The 18,818-nt window shown below is 61.6% G+C and carries 19 protein-coding genes; 7 read left to right on the top strand and 12 right to left on the bottom strand.

Going from position 1 to position 18,818, the window contains the following annotated elements; translation table 11 throughout:
* Positions 1–30: 30 nt before the first annotated feature.
* Positions 31–669, bottom strand: coding sequence for a helix-turn-helix domain-containing protein (locus PSCI_RS23155; protein ID WP_045491534.1), 639 nt, complete (start codon positions 667–669; stop codon positions 31–33).
* Positions 666–833 carry a hypothetical protein gene (locus tag PSCI_RS29575; RefSeq protein ID WP_173426699.1) on the bottom strand — a complete coding sequence of 56 codons (168 nt, stop codon included), beginning with the start codon at positions 831–833 and terminating at the stop codon, positions 666–668. The genes PSCI_RS23155 and PSCI_RS29575 overlap by 4 nt, the downstream gene beginning before the upstream one ends.
* Positions 834–1,087: 254 nt before the next feature.
* Here PSCI_RS29575 and PSCI_RS23150 point away from each other — a divergent pair, with 254 nt between their 5' ends.
* Genes PSCI_RS23150 through PSCI_RS23135 form a run of 4 tightly spaced genes read left to right on the top strand, consistent with a single transcriptional unit; the run spans position 1,088 to position 4,105 of the window.
* A complete protein-coding gene (locus tag PSCI_RS23150; protein ID WP_045491531.1) occupies positions 1,088–1,753 on the top strand; it encodes an amino acid ABC transporter permease in 666 nt (221 codons plus the stop codon).
* Positions 1,734–2,393, top strand: coding sequence for an amino acid ABC transporter permease (locus PSCI_RS23145; protein ID WP_045491528.1), 660 nt, complete (start codon positions 1,734–1,736; stop codon positions 2,391–2,393). The genes PSCI_RS23150 and PSCI_RS23145 overlap by 20 nt, the downstream gene beginning before the upstream one ends.
* On the top strand, positions 2,390–3,172 hold the full coding sequence (locus PSCI_RS23140) for an amino acid ABC transporter ATP-binding protein (RefSeq protein WP_045491526.1): 783 nt from the start codon (positions 2,390–2,392) through the stop codon (positions 3,170–3,172). The genes PSCI_RS23145 and PSCI_RS23140 overlap by 4 nt, the downstream gene beginning before the upstream one ends.
* A 27-nt stretch (positions 3,173–3,199) precedes the next feature.
* On the top strand, positions 3,200–4,105 hold the full coding sequence (locus PSCI_RS23135) for a transporter substrate-binding domain-containing protein (RefSeq protein WP_045491524.1): 906 nt from the start codon (positions 3,200–3,202) through the stop codon (positions 4,103–4,105).
* Positions 4,106–4,208: 103 nt separating this feature from the next.
* Here PSCI_RS23135 and PSCI_RS23130 read toward each other — a convergent pair whose 3' ends face one another.
* The 7 genes from PSCI_RS23130 to PSCI_RS23100 all read right to left on the bottom strand — a co-directional run bounded on the left by PSCI_RS23130 (position 4,209) and on the right by PSCI_RS23100 (position 10,941).
* Positions 4,209–5,447, bottom strand: a complete 1,239-nt coding sequence (locus tag PSCI_RS23130) for a Zn-dependent hydrolase (RefSeq protein ID WP_045491523.1) — start codon at positions 5,445–5,447, stop codon at positions 4,209–4,211.
* Positions 5,444–5,923, bottom strand: a complete 480-nt coding sequence (locus tag PSCI_RS23125; RefSeq protein WP_045491520.1) for an L-2-amino-thiazoline-4-carboxylic acid hydrolase — start codon at positions 5,921–5,923, stop codon at positions 5,444–5,446. The genes PSCI_RS23130 and PSCI_RS23125 overlap by 4 nt, the downstream gene beginning before the upstream one ends.
* 148 nt (positions 5,924–6,071) lie before the next feature.
* On the bottom strand, positions 6,072–7,220 hold the full coding sequence (locus tag PSCI_RS23120) for a branched-chain amino acid ABC transporter substrate-binding protein (protein ID WP_045491517.1): 1,149 nt from the start codon (positions 7,218–7,220) through the stop codon (positions 6,072–6,074).
* 185 nt (positions 7,221–7,405) lie between these two features.
* Positions 7,406–8,122 carry an ABC transporter ATP-binding protein gene (locus tag PSCI_RS23115; protein ID WP_045491514.1) on the bottom strand — a complete coding sequence of 239 codons (717 nt, stop codon included), beginning with the start codon at positions 8,120–8,122 and terminating at the stop codon, positions 7,406–7,408.
* Positions 8,115–8,888: an ABC transporter ATP-binding protein gene (locus tag PSCI_RS23110; protein WP_045491511.1), complete on the bottom strand. Its 774-nt coding sequence runs from the start codon at positions 8,886–8,888 to the stop codon at positions 8,115–8,117. Before PSCI_RS23110 ends, PSCI_RS23115 begins: the two co-directional genes overlap by 8 nt.
* On the bottom strand, positions 8,885–9,994 hold the full coding sequence (locus PSCI_RS23105; RefSeq protein ID WP_045491508.1) for an ABC transporter permease subunit: 1,110 nt from the start codon (positions 9,992–9,994) through the stop codon (positions 8,885–8,887). The genes PSCI_RS23110 and PSCI_RS23105 overlap by 4 nt, the downstream gene beginning before the upstream one ends.
* Positions 9,991–10,941 carry a branched-chain amino acid ABC transporter permease gene (locus PSCI_RS23100; protein ID WP_045491507.1) on the bottom strand — a complete coding sequence of 317 codons (951 nt, stop codon included), beginning with the start codon at positions 10,939–10,941 and terminating at the stop codon, positions 9,991–9,993. Before PSCI_RS23100 ends, PSCI_RS23105 begins: the two co-directional genes overlap by 4 nt.
* 186 nt (positions 10,942–11,127) lie before the next feature.
* Here PSCI_RS23100 and PSCI_RS23095 point away from each other — a divergent pair, with 186 nt between their 5' ends.
* From PSCI_RS23095 to PSCI_RS23085, 3 genes are all read left to right on the top strand, one after another.
* Positions 11,128–12,024: a LysR substrate-binding domain-containing protein gene (locus tag PSCI_RS23095; protein WP_045491505.1), complete on the top strand. Its 897-nt coding sequence runs from the start codon at positions 11,128–11,130 to the stop codon at positions 12,022–12,024.
* 80 nt (positions 12,025–12,104) lie between these two features.
* A complete protein-coding gene (locus PSCI_RS23090; protein WP_045491503.1) occupies positions 12,105–12,581 on the top strand; it encodes an OsmC family protein in 477 nt (158 codons plus the stop codon).
* Positions 12,582–12,641: 60 nt separating this feature from the next.
* Entirely contained in the window at positions 12,642–13,073 is a 432-nt protein-coding gene (locus PSCI_RS23085; RefSeq protein WP_045491501.1) for a VOC family protein, read from the top strand.
* A gap of 56 nt (positions 13,074–13,129) precedes the next feature.
* On the opposite strand, the gene tssA is transcribed toward PSCI_RS23085, so the two are convergent.
* Genes tssA through PSCI_RS23070 form a run of 3 tightly spaced genes read right to left on the bottom strand, consistent with a single transcriptional unit; the run spans position 13,130 to position 18,797 of the window.
* The gene (tssA, locus tag PSCI_RS23080) at positions 13,130–14,227 is read right to left on the bottom strand and encodes a type VI secretion system protein TssA (RefSeq protein WP_045491499.1); all 1,098 of its coding nucleotides are present in this window, start codon (positions 14,225–14,227) and stop codon (positions 13,130–13,132) included.
* Positions 14,224–18,042: a type VI secretion system protein gene (locus PSCI_RS23075; RefSeq protein WP_045491497.1), complete on the bottom strand. Its 3,819-nt coding sequence runs from the start codon at positions 18,040–18,042 to the stop codon at positions 14,224–14,226. Before PSCI_RS23075 ends, tssA begins: the two co-directional genes overlap by 4 nt.
* Positions 18,042–18,797 (bottom strand): DotU family type IV/VI secretion system protein, encoded by a 756-nt coding sequence (locus PSCI_RS23070; protein WP_045491494.1) that lies wholly within the window; start codon positions 18,795–18,797, stop codon positions 18,042–18,044. The genes PSCI_RS23075 and PSCI_RS23070 overlap by 1 nt, the downstream gene beginning before the upstream one ends.
* Between the last annotated feature and the right edge of the window lie 21 nt (positions 18,798–18,818).

The following is an 18,818-nucleotide window of genomic DNA, read 5'->3' as shown; positions in this document are numbered from 1 at the left end:
CGCCGTGGCAGCGGGCAAGCTCCAACAGGCTTAGTCCAGTTGCTCGGGATGGCTGATCACCAGATACGCCACCGCTTCGCTGTCTGCCGGGTTGCGATAGCGGTGCGGCTGGTCGGCATAGAACAGAATCGAATCGCCAGGGGAGAGCAGGTAGCGCTCCTCATTGACGCTGATTTCCAGCACGCCTTGAGTCACCACCAGGTTCTCTTGTACGCCGGCGGCATGACCCTGCGAGCTTTCTTCAGCCAGGGGGCTGAGGCGGATTTCATAGAATTCGGTCTGGCGTGAACGGTCGAACGGGAACAGCGCACGGCTGACAAAGTGGCCGCCGGGGCTGACCAGCCGTTTGCTGTCGCGGGCCGGTAGCAGCTCGACTCCCTCGAAGGCGCGTGTTTCGAGAAACGCCGCCACCGAGACTTTCAAGCCTTTGGCAATCTTGCACAGTACTTTGATCGACGGCACGCTGCGCCCGGACTCAATCTGCGCCAGCATGGCGCGGCTGACCCCGCTCAAGCGCGCCAGGGCGTCGAGTGACAGATACCGTTTGCTGCGCAGACGTTGCAGGTTAAGGGCCACCCGCTCGCCGATCAGGTCCTCGTCGGCAGGCGCATATTCAGTCGACAGCGGCGGCGCTTCCTGCGCGGCCACTGCGCTGCGCAGCAGGCTCATGGCCGTGCCTTGCCGATCTGCACATCCTGTTGCGCCATCATCTGGGTCCATGCGTTGAGCCCGGAGCACGCGGCATACATCTTCCACATCAACTCGGCGTTACGGCGTGCTTCACGGCGTTTGCGATGGAGGGTGAAGTCGATGACGGTAGCGGTGGCTTGCATGGTGCGTACTCAGTGCGAGGTAAGTGGGGCTACAGTAGCGACTTTCAGTTAGACCCAGAAATACTGAATTTACATGTGTTAATTCCTTTTTGGACTTAGCGAAAGCTGCACGCTCGTGCCTCGCTTATGGCGACGAATGGCAGATTTTTGTGCCTATGCTTAGTCGATAACGTTATTTCCAGGCAGGCTATTTGTACCTATAGGCTATAAGCAACTGGCCACAAGCCAATACTGCTCGCTTATAAGTCCTCGCAATGACCCTCGACTATGCATTTATTCTCAGTACGCTACCGGCGTTTCTGAAAGCTGTTGGCGTGACGCTCCAGGTCGGCCTGATCGCCATCTGTACCTCGCTGCTGGTGGCCCTGCTCAACACCGTGATTCTGATGTTCCGCACCCCGGTGCTGTGCCGTCTGATCGGTCTGTATGTGGAACTGGCGCGTAACACGCCGTTGCTGATCCAGCTGTTCTTCATTTATTTCGCACTGCCGACCCTGGGCTTCAAGGTGTCCGGCTTTGCTGCGGCGATCATCACCATGACCTTTCTTGGCGGCGCCTACCTCACTGAGGTGCTGCGTGCCGGTATCGAGGCGGTGCCGACGGCGCAACTGGAGTCGGGGCGCTCCATCGGCCTGTCGGATTGGCAATTGCTGCGCCACGTGATCCTGCCCCAGGCCGGAATCCTCAGCCTGCCGGCGCTGTTCGCCAATTTCATTTTCCTGCTCAAGGAAACCACGGTGGTGTCTGCCGTGGCGGTGCCGGAGATTCTCTACACCACCAAGAGCTACATCGCCCTGTACTACAAGACCTACGAGATGCTCACGGTACTGACCCTGATCTGCATACTGCTATTCCTGCCGCTGTCATTGCTGCTCAGCTACCTGGAACGGAGGCTGCAACATGGCCAGTTCGGGTCTTGAGTTGCTGTGGGTGTCGCTGCCGCTGCTGGCTGAAGGCGCGGCGCGAACCCTGTCGATCTCGGCGTTGAGCATTGTATTGAGTACCGCTGGCGGCGTGCTTTACGGCTCGCTGACGACCTTGGGGATCGGCTGGCTGAACGTTTTGCTGCGCATTTACCTGGAGCTGTTTCGCGCTATTCCGGTGCTGGTCTGGTTGTATCTGCTGTTCTTTGGCTTGCCGATCTTCTTCGGCCTGAGCATTCCGAGCTTCTGGTGCGCAGTGCTGGTGCTGAGCCTTTGGGGTGCCAGCGAGGTGGGTGAGGTGGCGCGTGGCGCCCTTAAATCGCTGCCTAAAGGTCAGCGTGAGGCCGGGCTGTCGATTGGCTTGTCTGCGGTGCAGCTTTACGGCCATGTGCTGCTGCCCCAGGCGCTCAAGCGCATGACCCCGCCGACCATCAACATCTATACGCGGATCATCAAGACCAGCTCGCTGGCGGTGTTGATCGGTGTGGTCGACGTCATCAAGGTCGGCCAGCAGATCATCGAGCGTACCTATGAGTCGGTGCTGATCTACGGCGCGCTGTTTCTATTTTTCTTCTTTATCTGTTACCCGCTGTCGGTCGCCTCGCGCGTGCTGGAGCGGCGCTGGACACAAGCATGAGCGCACTGATCGAGTTCAAGGGCTTCAACAAGTTTTTCGGCAGCAACCAGGTGCTCAAAGAGGTTGACCTGCAGGTCGCCTCCGGCGAAGTCATTGTGGTGCTCGGGCCCAGCGGCTGCGGCAAAAGCACCTTGCTGCGTTGCCTCAATGGCCTGGAGCAGGCGCAGGGCGGCGAGCTGCATTTTGCCGGTCAGCAGTTGCTGGCAGCGGGCACCGACTGGCGCAAGGTGCGCCAGGACATCGGCATGGTGTTCCAGAGTTATCACCTGTTCCCGCACATGACCGTGCTCGACAACATCCTGCTCGGCCCGCTGAAAGTACAGCGCCGCGAGCGTAAAGAAGCGCGGACCCAAGCCGAGGCCCTGTTGCAGCGAGTGGGCCTGGCCGACAAGCGTGATGCTTATCCAAGGCAGCTCTCCGGCGGCCAGCAGCAACGCATCGCGATTGTCCGTTCGTTGTGCATGAACCCCAAGGTCATGCTGTTCGATGAAGTCACCGCCGCCCTTGACCCGGAAATGGTCAAGGAAGTGCTGGAGGTGATCCTCGACCTGGCACGGGGCGGCATGACCATGCTGATCGTCACTCACGAAATGGGCTTTGCCCGCGCTGTGGCCGACCGCATCGTGTTCATGGAGGCCGGGCGCATCCTTGAACAGCGTGATCCGGAGTCTTTCTTCACCCATCCTTCGAGCGCACGTGCGCAGCAGTTTCTGGAGAAGTTCTCTTACGTTGAATCCCTGCCGGGCAAGGCCAGCCATGCCCGCGCAGAGGCTATCTAAAAGCTGCCTAGATAAAGGGACATCCTTATGAGCACTGCCACATTCAAATCTGCGCGTTCTTTACTGCTGTTGCCATTGCTAAGCCTGGGCCTGTTAGCCGGTTGCGGCAATGGCGACAAACCGGCCAAGCCCGCTGCGGCAGCACCGGCCCAGGCGGCTGCTCCGGCACCGGCCAGTTACCTGGACAAGATCAAGGCCCGCGACAAACTGATCGTCGGCGTGTTCACCGACAAGCCGCCATTCGGTTTTGTCGATGAGAAGGGCAAGTACGTTGGTTTCGATACCGATATCGGCCGCCAGTTTGCCAAGTCACTGCTCGGTGATGAAAACAAGGTCGAATTCGTTGCGGTCGAGCCGGCCAGCCGGATTCCGTTCCTGCAAAGCGACAAGGTCGACATCATCCTTGCCAATATGACCGTGACCCCGGAGCGCAAGCAAGCGGTGGACTTCACCAACCCGAACCTCAAGGTCGCGGTGCAGGCGTTGGTGCCGGATAACAGCCCGGTGCAAAAGCTCGATGACCTGGCCGACAAGACCATCATCGTCACCACTGGCACCACCGCTGACGTGTGGCTGACCAAGAACCATCCGGACTGGAAGCTGCTCAAGTTCGAGAAAAACTCCGAGTCGCTGCAAGCCCTGGCCAACGGTCGTGGTGACGCTTATGCGCAAGACAACCTGGTGCTGTTCAGCTGGGCCAAACAGAACCCCGGCTACCGGACCCTGCCGGAAAAGCTCGGCGGCGAAGCACCGATTGCTCCGGCGGTGAAAAAAGGCAATATCGAACTGCGTGACTGGGTCAATGCCGAACTTGCCAAACTCGGCCAGGACAAGTACCTGCTGAAACTGTACGACCAGTATGTGCGCAAGGAACTGGCTGAAGACACCAAACCTGAAGACGTGATTGTCGAAGGCGGCAACTGGCAGGGTTGATCGGCATTGTAGGAGCGGCTTTAGCCGCGAAAGCTTCGCCGCTAAAGCTGCTCCTACAGGGTTCTGTGTTTCCTGCGCGATAGCGCACAGCGCTGCCAGAGTCTTAATGCTCGTTGGCTTTGGCTAACACCGCCTGCAACAGCACATTCGCCCCGGCCTCGGACCAGTGCGGATGAATATGCTCAGCCTCGTTATGGCTCAGCCCATCGACACAAGGGACAAAGATCATCGCGGTCGGTGCCACCCGGCTCAGGTAACAGGCGTCGTGGCCGGCCCCGGAAATCATTCGCTTGTGGCTGTAGCCCAGTTCCACTGCTGCGCGCTGCACCTGATCGACGCAAGCCGCGTCAAAGGCAATCGGCGCGTACTGGAAGATCTGCTTGAGCTCATGGCCCAGGCCGGTGGCTGCGGCGATATCGGCGACTTCCTTGCGCAATTGCGCGTCCAGCTGCTCCAGCACCGCTTCGTCCGGGTGGCGGAATTCGACGCTGAACAACGCGCGCCCCGGCACTACGTTGCGCGAGTTCGGGTAAACCTGCACCCAGCCCACGGTGGCGCGACCTTCATCGCCTTGGGCCAGGCCCATGGCGTTGACCGCTTCGACGATGCGCGCCACACCGAGCAGGGCGTCGAGGCGATGGTTCATCGGTGTAGTGCCGGCGTGGGCGCTGCGCCCGTGCAGTTCTATTTCGTACCAGCGCTGGCCCTGCGCGCCGCTGACCACGCCAATGGTGATGTCTTCGGCTTCCAGAATCGGGCCTTGTTCGATATGCAGCTCGAACGCGGCATGGATGTCGCGCCCGCCCATGGGTTCGTTGCCCGCGTAGCCGATTTGCTGCAGCGCCTGGCCGATGCTTACGCCTTGGGCGTCTGTGCGCGACAGGCCGTATTCGAGGTCAAATACCCCGGTATAAACCCCCGAAGCAATCATCGCCGGGGCAAAGCGCGAGCCTTCTTCGTTGGTCCAGTTGATCACTTCGATGCTGCGTTCAGTGGCGATGCCATGATCGTTGAGGCTGCGCACCACCTCCAGCCCGGCCAGCACGCCGTAGATGCCGTCGAACTTGCCGCCAGCCGGTTGCGAGTCACCGTGCGAGCCAGTCACTACCGGGGGCAGGCTGTCGTCACGGCCGGGGCGGCGGGCAAACATATTGCCCATGGCGTCGACCTTGACGGTGCAGCCGGCCTCGATGGCCCATTGCTTGAACAGGTCGCGGCCAATGCGGTCTTCTTCGGTCAATGCCAGGCGTGATACGCCGCCCTTGGGCGTGGCGCCGATCTGCGCCATTTCCATCAGCGAGTCCCACAGGCGTTGGCCGTTGATACGCGGTGCCTGGCTCATTGGTCTTTTACCTTGTAGCGGAAATTGCAATGCGACGAGCCCTGCATAATGGTCTGGGTGCGGGTCAGCTCGACATTGGGGTCATAGCCTACGATGAACAATTCATCACGGGCACACGACAGCAGGTGGCCGATCTCGCCCAGGCCCATCTCGTGGTACATCTCGGCGTAGCGGCAGCGGTGCACGTCATAGTCGTAATGGGTCGCATCGCTGGCAATCACATCAACCTTCAAGGCGTCGTCCTGCTCCCACAGCGTTTGCAGGGCGACGAAACCGGCCAGGTCCGGGCCGTTGGGTTCCTTGGCCGCAAAATGCTGGCCGGCCTTGACCGCCGCCTGGCCAACCGCCTCGCCAATCACCGCCTGGGCCTTGTCCTTGCCGTAGTCGCGGACCAGGATTTCGTAGATTGGCTTGATGATCTCGGCTTCGATCCGGCGCCGGGCCAGAATGCCCATTTCGCCTTGTGCAGCGCTCATAGTGGTTCTCCTCTTCACGGTATTACAGGGTACAAACGTAGCGAGCGAAGGTCAGGCAAGGCGAAAACCGACGAGCAAGCGCAATGTACTGAAGTACCTGAGCATTGCGAGCCGGTTTTCAACGCCGCCTGGCCGAGCGCAGCAGTTTTTACTTGCCGCCGGCTACGCTGACCGGTTCCCACTTGTTGCCCTTCACCTGGTAAACGGTAAAGGTCGGGTTTTTCAGGTTGCCCTGTGCATCGAACGCGATGGTGCCGGTTACGCCCTGATACTCGCTGGCGCGCAGCACCGGCAGGTATTTCTTTGGATCAAGGGAATCGGCTTTTTCCAGGGCATTGATCAGCACACCAACGCCGTCATAGGCGAACGGTGCGTGCAGCTCGATCGGCTGCTTGTAACGTTGCTTGTAGCTTTGATCGAAATCCTTGCCGCCGGGCATTTGCTCGACGGCCAGACCCGGCTCCAGGGCGGTGACGCCTTCGCCGTCTTTTTGCGCCAGGTTGAGGAAGGTCTGGCTGACGAAGCCGCCAGCGCCCATCAGGGTCGCCTTGATACCCAGTTGCTTGAGACGACGTGCCAGGCTGGCGGCCTGGGCGTCGACGCCGCCGAAGAACACCAGGTCCGGGTTCTTGCTGCGGATGCTGGTCAGCACGGCGCTGAAGTCGACGGTCTTGTCGTCGACGAACTCGCGGGCCACCACGTTGCCACCGCCGGCTTCAACCGACTTGACGAATTGATCGGCCAGGCCCTGGCCAAAGGCGGTGCGGTCGTCGAGCACGGCGATGCGCTTGGCCTTGAGGTTTTGCAGGGCATATTGGCCGGCGACCTGACCGCCGTCATCGTCATGGCCCATGACCCGGAAGCTGGTGTCGAAGCCTTGCAGGGTATAGCCGTGGCCGGTGGCGACCGGTGCCACCTGGGCGATGCCTGCATCGTGATACACGCGGGCTGCCGGGATGCTGGTGCCGGTGTTCCAGTGGCCAACCACACCGACCACGCCGGCATCGACCAGACGCTGGGCGACGGTGACCGCGGTGCGCGGGTCGGACTGGTCGTCTTCGGAGACCAGCTTGTAGGTCACCGCTTCGCCGGCGATTTTCGGCTTGCGCGCGTTGGCCGCGTCGATGGCCAGTTGCGCGCCGTTTTCCAGGTCCTTGCCGATCCGCGCCGACGGGCCGGTTAGCGGGCCGGCCAGACCGATCAGGACGGTCTGGTCAGCCTGGGCGATAGCTGAGGTCAGGCTGCCGAGTAACAGACCGGCAGCGGTGGCGCGTTTGAAAAGGGTCGAGTACTGCATGGGTGAAGTTCCTTTGATCATTGCTATTAGGTACACGCCGGCTGCCCGGTAGCGCGGGTTTTAATTCAATCTTGAGCGCGTGTTTATGTAGGAGCGAGCTTGCTCGCGAAGACGGCGGGTCAGGCGATATAGGTGCTGTGACCTTGCTGACCTTTTCGCCAGCAAGCTGGCTCCTACAAGCATCATCATTCTCCAAGGTAGGCGGCGCGCACCTGCGGGTCTTCGAGCAGTTCGCGGGAGGCGCCTTGAAGGGTGATACGCCCGCTGTCCATCACGTAGCCGCGTTCGGTCACTTGCAGCGCCAGCCGGGCGTTCTGCTCCACCAGCAGCAGGGTCATGCCGCTGCGGCACACTTCAGAGATCACTGCGAAGATCTTTTCGACCATCACCGGCGCCAGGCCCATGGACGGTTCGTCCAGCACCAGCAGGCGCGGGCGCGACATCAGTGCGCGGCCCAGGGCGAGCATCTGTTGTTCGCCGCCGGACAGCAGCCCGGCCGGTTGCTCCAGGCGCCTGCGCAGGTGCGGGAACCAGTCGAGGATGCGTTCGATCTGGTCGGCTATGGCTGTCGTATCGCGGCGCAGGTAGGCGCCGGTGTGGAGATTTTCCAGCACGCTCATGCGCGCAAACACGCCTCGACCTTCCGGCACCATGGCCAACCCGCGTTGCAGGCGCTGGTGGGCGCCCAGGCTGTGCAGCGGCTGGCCGTCGAAATGAATGGTGCCCGCACTCGCTGTCAGCAGGCCGGTCAGCGCCTTGAGGGTCGAAGTCTTGCCTGCACCATTGGCGCCGATCAGGGTCACGTGTTCGCCCTCAGCCACGTTCAGGCTCAGCGCGTTGACCGCTTCAATGGCGCCGTAGTGCACCGACAGGTCACGAATTTGCAGCAAGGCTTCAGGCATGGCTGCCGGCTCCCAGGTAGGCCTCGATCACTGCCGGATTTTCACGCACCTGTTGCGGCGTGCCGCGGGCGATCACTTGGCCGTGGTCGAGAACAGTGATGCGGTCGCACAGGCCCATCACCAGTTTTACGTCGTGCTCAATCAGCAGCAGGGTGCGGCCGTCGCGGCGGATCTTGTCCAGCAGCTCGCGCAGTTGCTGCTTTTCCGAGAGGTTCATCCCTGCCGCCGGTTCGTCCAGTGCCAGCAGGCGTGGCTCGGTGGCCAGCGCGCGGGCGATTTCCAGGCGCCGCTGGTGACCATAGGAGAGGGTGTCAGCGCGGCGCTCGGCCAGTTCGCCGATGCCGACGTAAGCCAGCCAGTCACGGGCAATGGCGCGGGTCTCGGCTTCTTCCTGGCGGGCGCGGCGATGGCGTAGCAGGGCGGCGAGCACGCCGTTGCGGGTGCGCACGTGGCGGCCAACCATAACGTTCTCCAGCGCAGTCATCGAACCGAACAGGCGGATGTTCTGGAAGGTTCGGGCGATGCCAGCCTGTGCCACCTTGTGCACCGATGACGGCTCGTAACGTTCGCCGTCGAGACTGAACTGACCGCTGTCGGCGCGGTACAAGCCGGTCATCAGGTTGAAAAAGGTGGTTTTGCCTGCGCCATTGGGGCCAATCAGGCCGTGCACTTCGCCCGCCTGAATCGCCAGGCTGACATCCTGCACGGCGGTCACGCCGCCAAAGTGTTTACTGACATGGCGCAGCTCCAGCAGTGGTTTGCTCATCGACTGACCTCCCGTTGGGCTGGCCATAGACCGGTCGGTCTGAAATGCATCACCAGGATCAGCGCCAGGCCATAGAACAACTGACGGATGATTTCCGGATCGATCAGCACTTCACCAAACAGGCTCATCTGCAAGCTGCCCATGGTCGAGCGCAGCACCTCCGGCAGGGCGGCCAACAGCACGCAGCCAAGGATCACCCCAGGCACATGACCCATGCCGCCAAGCACGACCATGGCCAGCACCGCCACCGACTCGTTGAGGGTGAATGACTCTGGCGAGACGAAGCCCTGGAACGAGGCGAACAGTGCGCCGCCAATGCCGCCGAACGCAGCGCCGATGGCGAAGGCCAGCAATTTCAGGCGTTTGGTGTCCAGGCCCATGGCCGCTGCTGCGTCTTCGTCCTCTCGAATCGCCAACCAGGCGCGACCGATCCGCGAATCCTGCAAGCGTAGGCAGGCCAGCATGATCAGAACCGCCAGCGCCGCGAACAGGTAGTAATACAGGTGCACCGATGGCACACGCCAACCGAATATTTCCTGGGTGCGCGCCAGGTTCATGCCGAACAACTGGATCGGCTCGATGGAGGCGATGCCTTTCGGGCCATTGGTGATGTTTACCGGCCGGTCAAGATTGCGCATGAAGATGCGGATGATCTCGCCAAAGCCCAGCGTCACAATAGCCAGGTAGTCACCGCGCAGGCGCAGGGTCGGCGCGCCAAGCACGATACCCAGCCCCGCGGCGAGTAACGCGGCCAACGGCACGATCAGCCAGATTGAGGTATGCAGGCCGTCCGGCAAGGCGGCCGCCAGCGCCGGGAACTGGGTCAGCAAGTGCGGCGAAGACAACAGCGCTGCCAGATAGGCGCCCAGCGCGTAAAAGGCAATAAAGCCCAGATCCAGCAAGCCGGCGTAGCCGACCACGATGTTCAGGCCCAGGGCGAGCATGATGTACAGCAGGGCGAAGTCCAGCGTGCGCACCCAGGCGTTGCCACCGGCATACCCGGCCAGCCAGGGCGCCAGCAGCAGGGCAGTGGCGAACAGCACCACACCCAGGTGTGGGCTGGCGCGCCGTGGCAAGTTGATCACGCGGCTGATGATCGGGCTCATGCGCGCACCGCCAGCCGCTCACCGAGCAGGCCGCTGGGGCGCAGCACCAGCACGGCGATCAGCACCATGAACGCGAACACGTCCTGATAGTTGCTGCCGAATACACCATTGGTAAGTTCACCGAGGTAGCCGGTGCCCAACGCTTCGATCAGCCCCAGCAGAATGCCGCCGAGCATCGCGCCCTTGATGTTGCCGATACCGCCGAGTACGGCGGCGGTAAACGCTTTGAGTCCCGGCAGAAAGCCCATATAAAAATGTGCATTGCCGTAATTGCTGGCCATCATCACGCCGGCCAGAGCGGCCAGCGCACCGCCTATTGCGAACGTCAGCACGATCACGGTGTTGGGGTTGATGCCCATCAGGCTGGCGACTTGTGGATTTTCTGCCACGGCGCGCATGGCACGGCCCAGGCGGGTGCGGTTGACCAGCAACAGCAGGGCGCCCATCACCGTCGCGGCGATGGCCACAGTGGCAATCGCCGTGAGGTTGGTGATTGCCGGGGCGCTGTCTTCACTGCCGGCGGTGAGCTCAATCGGGTCCAGCGGCAAGAGCTGAGGGAACATCAGCGGGTTGCGGCTCCAGATCAGCATGGCGACGGTCTGCAATAGCAACGACACGCCCAGGCCGCTGATCAGTGGTGCCAGCCGTGGCGCGTTGCGCAGGCGGCGGTAGGCAACGCGCTCAATCAGCCCGGCCAGCACCGCGCAGACTGCCATGGCCGCCACCGTGGCGATAGCCAGTACCAGCAGGTCCGGGCAGCCGGGCAGTATGGCCTGCAATAGGTGAATGGCTGACAGGCCGACCAGCGCGCCAATCATCAACAGATCGCCATGGGCGAAATTGATGATGCGTAAAATTCCGTAGACCATGGTGTAGCCCAGTGCGATCAACGCATACAGGCTGCCAAGCACCAGGCCGTTGAGCAGTTGCTGGATGAAGGTATCCATGAAGAGCGAAAAGCCTTTGGTTCAAGCGCGGGAGAGCGAAGGCGGCACAGTAGGTAATTATTCTAAATTTATCAAATATCTAAAACTCATATGGTTATAAGTGATTTCGATATGGAATCAATTATCGATTTATCTCAGTAAATATTGAGTGTTCACAAGCAGGTTGAATCGGGTTAAGCTCAATACATGAATAAATTAGAACAGTTTGATAGTGACCCTCCACTGCGTGCAGTGCGAACTTTCGAAGCCTTCGCCCGCCATGGCGGGGTCAACGCCGCCGCCCGCGAGCTGGACATTTCGCCTTCGGCCATCAGCCACCAGTTGCGTCTGCTCGAAGAGTTTCTCGGCCAGCCGCTGACCTCGCGGCAGGGCCGTAACCTGATTCTCACTGATGATGGCCGCGAGTATTACCGCGCCATTCGCTCGGCGTTCGCGGTGCTGCGCAGCGCCACCGATCATGTTCGAGAGCAGTCGAGCGCTCGCCAGGTGACTATCAGTTTGATCCCGATGTTCGGCATCAACCTGTTCATTCCGCGATTGGCGCAGTTTCTTGCCGATAACCCGGGGGTGGACGTCAATGTCACCTACGCCAACCACCGTAGTTACCCGAGCGATGCGGCCGATATTTCCATTCGTTTCGGCACCGGCCACTGGCCGGGCTATCACAGTGAGCCGATGATGTCCGGCGCGGTGACGCCCTGGTGCAGCCGCGAGTTCTACCAGCGCCATGGCCCGTTCGATTCGCTGCAGGCGCTTAGCGAATTACCGCTGCTGCACGACGAAGAGCGCGGGACCTGGGCGCAATGGTTTCACCGTGCTGGCGTGAAGCATCCGGCGGCTTTGCAAGGGCTGCTGTTCGAGGATGGACAGCTGGCGTTGAGCGCGGCGCAGAACGGCCTGGGCTGCGCGTTGTTGCGCGAGCCACTGATTACCGGGCTGCGTGATAGCGGGGAACTGGTCAAGCTGTCGGATCTGACACTCGATGACGGGCGAGCCTATTGCCTGTGTCGGCGGGCGGACGGGCAGTTGTCCAGGGAGGGGGTGAATTTATATAGCTGGCTCAAGAGCGGGTTGGGAGGCTGACAAGGCAGGGTTGAGTCAGCCTCTTGTTGGATCGGCCGGAAACAGCCACCCTGTGCATTCTCTATACAAGGAGTCCGCTAATGGCCGACAAACAACATCAGTACCAAGTCAAAGTGACCTGGACCGGTAATCAGGGCACTGGAACCTCTGCTCACCGCAGCTACAGCCGCGATCACCGGATCGAAGCGACTGGCAAGCTCAGTGGCATCGACGGCTCTTCTGACCCGGCCTTTCGCGGCGATCCGGCGCGCTGGAACCCTGAGGACTTGTTGGTCGCCTCGTTGTCGGCCTGCCATAAACTCTGGTACCTGGGCTTGTGCGCCAGCGCCGGCATTGTGGTCCAGGCGTATGAAGACAACGCTGAGGGCGTGATGCTGGAGCAGGCCGACGGTGCCGGGCAATTCACCTCGGTAGTGCTGCGACCCACGGTAACCCTGGCGCCGGGCAGTGATCTGGACAAAGCCCTGGAGCTGCACCATGCGGCCCATGAAACATGCTTCATTGCCCGTTCGGTGAATTTCCCGGTGACCTGTGAGCCGCAGTTGGTGATTGGCTGAGCGGGCCAGCCGCTGACTTGTACTGGGTCGATTCGAGCACCCCATAAAAAAGGAGGTCGCATGTTCAGCCATATCCAGATCGGCGCCCGTGACTTGCCGAGGATGATCGCCTTCTACGACGCAGTCCTCGCTCCACTCGGGCTGGTTCGCGCCCCTGACGCCGACGATAACGGACCACCGGGGGCCGGCTGGCATAAACCCGGTAGCGGCTGGCCGTTTTTTTATGTGCAATTGCCGTTCAATGGTTTGCCGGCGACCTGGGGCAACGGCGTGCAGGTCAGCTTTGCGGCGGCTTCACAGCAGCAGGTGCGGGATGCCTGGGAGGCGGCCGTGGCGCTGGGGGCTGTCAGCGAAGGGGAGCCCGGGATCCGCGCGCACTACGCGCCCGATTATTACGGCGCGTACTGCCGCGACCCGGAGGGCAACAAGCTGTGCTTTGTGCATGCCAATGATTTGCCTGAAGCCTCAAAAGCACTGCAAACGCTGTCCTAATCGCTTAAGCAAGACAGCCGCGCCAGCAAGTGCAAGGGCTGGTGCGGGCGCAAGGCTTACGGCAACACCCCCAGTACCGACCAGATCCGCCGGGTATCGACATCGGCATTGACCAGTTCACCCAGCAGGTCGCGCAAGGGCTTGTTGCCCCATTCGATGCCCCGGTCAATCAGATACGGCACCGGGCTGTGCGGCTCGATCCGTGCCAGGTACTCGGAGATAACCTTCAGTTGTTGATAGGCGGCCTCCCGGGACTGGGGAGGACCCATCGCGGCGACTTCAGCGGCGCGCTCAGGTGCCGCGGACGCTTGCTCGGAGATTGCCGCTGCCGGCTGGATAACCGGCGCTGGGGCGGGCTCAGGGTGCATGGCGAGAAATTCCTGTTGGGCCTGTCGCTGCTGTTCCAGTGCATGTTGCAGGATGATAAGGCTGGGGGCCTCTTCACCAAGGTGCAGGTCGCTCCAGCGGTTGAGGCGCTCCAGATTGAGCAGGCAGGTGGTGAGCATGTCGACCTGCAAGGCGATTTCGCGGGCTGGCACTTGCAGAACCGTCTCGGCCCAGCCACGCAAGATGACTTCGGCTTCTTTGGCTTGAGCCTGGGCGCGTTTATTGTCACCGGTGACGCGGACCTGTTTCTGTGCCTGGAGCCATTGAGAGTGGGTCAGTGGTTCTCGGTCACGAAGCTGGACGTCCAGCATCGGCATGCGCACATTGAGTATCTCGCTGTACTTGCGTGCTGCCCAGGCCAGCGGTGGCGCCAGCCAGCTGGGGTCCTGATCGCCAGAACGTGGATGTAGCCGGGTGCCATAGCGCTCACCCAGCTCGACGAGCAGCTCCAGTGCGGCGCATAACCCGGCCAGGCGGTGATTGTGCAGCCAGGCTTCGCCGAGCCAGGCGGCGAGCAGCAGATCCTTGCTGCGGGTGGCAAGCAGTTGGCTGGTGATGGCTTCGACATTGGGCCAATTGCTGCGCTTGAGGGCGTGCTCCCACACGCCCATGGGCAGGCTCGCATCATCTTCACGGCGTGCCTCGCGCAGCCGGTCTATCTCGGGCGAGTCCTGCAGGCTGGGGCCGGTGGGGTCTTCGCCGGGGATCGCGGCAAGCAACTGCGCCAATTGTTCGCGCAGGCTGTCCAGGGAGTGTGTATCGGTCATGGCTTGAACTCGGCGGTGATCGGCTCGGGTAACGGGTCGATGACAGGGTAGGGTGACGGCGGTACGCGAACCGGCAACTCACTCAGTATCAGAGGCTGTTTGCCACCGACAGCCTTGAGTGAGAAGCGCAAGAACATCAAGGCGCCGCTGTTGCGGTTTGGCGTCAGCAATGGCAACTGGATCGCCAGTGGCCGGTCGGCGTTGTCGCGAGCAGTGAAATGATTGATGGCCTGATGGCTGCGAATCAGGCGTAGCAGCGCCCATGGGCCCTCGTAAGTCCAGCTGGCGCTCAGGCCGGATACGCTCAGTGCTGCCTGCGTGGCGTCATCAAGTGGGCGCTGGCTGCTGCCTTGTGCCCAACGCAGGTTCAGCCGCACGGGCTCGCCAACTGTCCAGTTGGTGTGGCTGATACTCTCGGCCGGGTAGCTGGCCAGGCGCGAGCCGGTTTCCATATTCCATTCGATGACCTGATCGGCGCCGCGCTCTTCTTCGCGGTCGGTGCGCCAGCGCACCTCGACGTCCATACCGCGCAAACCTTCCTTGTCACGGATCAGCATGGGGCCCAGCCAGGCGCGTGCCTGTTGCAGGTTGAACAGGAAATCGGCGGCCTGTCCGCTATTGCTGGAGATATTGTTTTGCAGCCCGTTATAGGCATCGGGCAGGTACTTGTCGACCAGTTCGAGGAATTCGCGCACCCGGTCAGGGTTGGCATCTACCGCGCTTTGTTTGTTGCTGAATGGAAAGCGTCCAGCCAGGTAGGTATTGAAGTAAACCGCCAGTTGCTGCCAAGCCACCGCAGCGGTGTAATTCTGCAGTGCGGCGCAGCGTTGACGGGCCTGCTCCCAGGTTTGCCGCGCCAATACCGCGAAGCGGCCGCGCTCCTGGGGCAGCGCGGCGGCCGCGAGCGTCTTGCTGCAATTGCCCAGGTCCATGTCGTTGAACTCGCGGGCCACCAGTTGCTGGTACATCAGCGCCGGGCTGGTCGGGTTCTGTTCGCTGTATTTTTTCATCGACGCAATGGTGTCACTGATACTTTCAGCCAATTCCAGGTCGCTGCCTGACAGGAATGATCGCTGGGTGTTGATCCAGTCAATGGCTGGCGTGATCTGTTGCAGGGTGTCGATTATGAGCCGGAACTGACGAGCCATCGATTGCTGCAGGTTAGGCACATCCGGCTCGCGAAAGCTGCGCAAGGCCAGGTTGCGAGTTCCATCCCAGGCGGCGAAGTTGATCGGTGAGTTGAGAATGGGCATGTTCTGCAGGTCTGCCGTGGCCCGCTGCATGTCATTCAGGGCGCGGCGATTGAACTCTTGGCGCAGCAGCTCGACTTGATGGTTGTCACCCACATCGGCGAGTGCCTGCATCAGTTGCAAGGCCTTTTCCACCGGCAGATCGAAGTTGCGCTGGGTGCCGGCAGCGCTCCAGCTTAACGTCGTATCGCGCGTGCTCAAGCGTTGCCACATGGCCAGATTGGCCGCGGCACGGGCCGAAGCCAGCAGTCCTTTGCGGTAGGCGGCTGGCAGTTCTGCAACCTGCTGATCAAGAAAGCTCTGATAGCTGGCATGGTACTGCAAGGCGGCGCCCAGGCTGCTGCTGTCGATGTTGCGCAAGCCTTCGCCGTTCTGTAACGAGAGGCCGCTGTTGTTCAGGGCGGCCTGGGCGAAGTCTTCGCGCAGCAGGTTTTCGATGCCTTGATCAAGCTTTTCCAGATTGCTTTGCAGTGCAAGGGTGCCGCCCGCCTGCTGGTGCAACAAGCTTTGCTGTTGATCGCCACGGTCCAGCCAGTGGTCTTTGAACGTTCGCTTGGTACGTTTGGCGTATTGCTCGATCTGCTCGACCACTGCCGGGCCGATCAGGCTGCTTTGTCGGGCGCGCTGCAGGCTCTCTTTATAGGCGGCAGTGAGTTCGACCGCCGAACCCTGACTCCATGCCGCGTTGGTATGGTTGATCACCTGGCGCAATTGGCCAATCGCCGAGTCGATCTGCTCAAGCTCGCTCATGCTGCTGCGCTGGCCTGATTGCAGCTTGCCCAGATGCAGGTTGAGCAGTTGCGACAATTGGCTGAAGTCGGTGCTGGAGAACTGGCCGTCGAGCCACTGATGCATGCTCTGTTGATAGCGCCGGGCAACGGCGGCCTTGGCGGTGTCCAGGTCCAGAGGGCGTGCCAGAGCGGTTTGAGGATCGCTCAAAATACGTTGGTACAGCGCTTCGTTGCTCAGGCTCTTGCTCTGCAGGCTCAGGCCGAACAGTTCGTTGGCCAGTTGCGCGATATCGTCCAGTGGGCGCTCGCTCAGGCTCAGGCTCTGATTGAACAGGCGAGTGCGACGTTCCAGATCCTGGGCCTGCTCGACAATCTGCTGGGCCTGTTGCCAGGCATTTTCGCTATTGCCCGTATCGTTATGAGCATCGCTGTTATCGTTGACCAGTTGTTCAAGATCGCGTTGCAGGCGCTGGCGGACGGGGCCGAACATTTGCAGCGCGGCACGCTGCTGCAGTTCATGATCAAGCTTCTGATCAAGGCCATAAAGCCGCGAGCCAGGCAACAGTACCGTGCCCAGGTGCCAGCGCGGTGCGGTGCTCAGAACGTGCCAAAAACTGTTGATACGCTGGCGCGCCCGGGCATCGTCCTCTCCTTGGGGCACCAGCGCCTGATCGTCGTTGAGCAGTTGCGCCAGGCGCTCTGCGTCGGCGCTGCGTGCATGCCAGACCCAGAGCATGCCTGATGCCCAGAGCACGCCAAACAGCAGTGCGCCTACGCCCACCACCCGCTGCCAGCGCTGGCGCAGTTGCAGGATGCGGCCGATCGGCTGAGCCAGACCCTGGTCGGCAGTGATGCGCTGGCGCCACAACCGGCGACTGAACAGCGGCGGCTCAGCGGGCTGGTCGGCGATCTCGGCAAACAGGTCGGCTTCGGCCGGGGCGGCACGCGCAACCGCACTGGCTGCAACGCAGAACCAAATCCCGCGCAAGCGCGGCGCCTCGCCCAGTGCGTTACCTTGAAACACCGAGTCGCACAACGCTTGCAACGGGTCGTGCAGCGCGTGCAGGTGTTGAGGCAGTTGAAAAAGATCGGCATGGATTTCACCGCGTAGCGTACCCAACTCCAGGATCAGGTCGGCCAGAGCGGTCTGCATCTGGCTGATCGCTTGAGTGATCCAGCCGGGGTTCCAGCGGGTTTGCGCATCGTACGGTGAGGTCCAGCCCAGTGGCAGATCTTCGGTCGTGGTGGGCAGGATGTTGACCAGATCCACCAACCCCGGAACGCCTTCACCACCGCTGGCGACCATGTACACCGGCAGGCTCAAGCCCAGGCGCTGTTGCAGGTCGATGAACTTGCGGCGGGCCGCCGCGCCGGTCGTCGCGGTAGCCTGGCTGTCGGTCAGCTGGTCCAGTGCGCACAGCCAGATCACCGCATCCAGTGGTCGGCGCGCCCGGCTCTGAACCAGCAGGCCGAGCAATTGACGCCACAGTTTGAGCTGCACGCTGGCGTTTTCGCCATGGTTGAACAAGGCATTCGGCACCACCAGCACTGCGCCTTCCGGGCCGTACCACCAGCGTCCAAACCAGGCCGGCCGGGCGCTGCTTTGCAGGCCCCAGCCGTTAAGCAGTGGGGTGGCCAACTCGTCGTCGCCGACCATCAGTGTCCATGGCGTTTCGTAGCGATCATTGACGCCGAGCGCCTGTTCCCACTCACGCAGGGCGTTGTAGTAACTGCGGTTGGCGCCGCTCAGGTGCATGCTGGAAAACTTCCAGATCACGGCCGACAGGATGAGCAGCAAAATAATGCCGACAAGAATCAGATCCAGAGTACTCATCACTCGCTCTGCTCCGTGCTCGGCTGCCCCAGACTCGCTTCCAGATGTTGCCTCACATCCCACCACAGGCCTTGCCCCAGGCCGATCAGCAACACCAGGCCAAGGGTCAGGGCCAGTACCAGTCGGTAACCATCGGGCATGCTACTGCGCTGTGGCATCTGTTGTGCCGGTCGGGCGCCGAGCCGCTCCATCTGCAACTGCACTTGATCAAGTGAAGGCGGGCGCTGGCGGCTGAAGGTAAACAGCGCGCGCCGCCATTTCTCGTGCAGCGCCTTGCCGTTGCCGTTGCGCAAGCGGCCCTGAAAGCCCAGCGTCAGGCACAGCAGGTAGACATTGGCCAGATCACGCAGGGCAGGATCGCGACTGTCCAGTACCCGTTTGATTTCCAGTGGCAGCCGATCACCGGCCATGCGCGTCTTGAACAGCCTGCTTTCCATCGGTTGCTCGACCCAGGCTGCCTGGCCTGCCCACGAAGTAAACAGCAGAAACTCGTCGACCACAGCGACAAACGCGAACAGTGTTGCCTTGGCCTGATCGCCCTGCGCCTCACCTACCGCTGCATAGGCGCTACGCCACAGACGCCGGGCAATCAGGCTGACTTGTTCAGCCACCTGAGCGGTCTGATCCTGTGCTGCGAGGGTGTCGGCACGCGTTTGCCAGAAGCTCAGCCATTCAAGCCAGGCGCGGCCGAGCGCCGAGGAAAGCGGCGTGCTCTCGAAGTTCGCGCCGGACTGCGATGGGTCGTTATCAAACATGTGCGATCAATCCCTGAGGGG

Source organism: Pseudomonas sp. StFLB209 (assembly GCF_000829415.1).
Classification (GTDB): Bacteria; Pseudomonadota; Gammaproteobacteria; order Pseudomonadales; family Pseudomonadaceae; genus Aquipseudomonas.
This window is presented reverse-complemented; position numbering and strand designations above follow the sequence as displayed.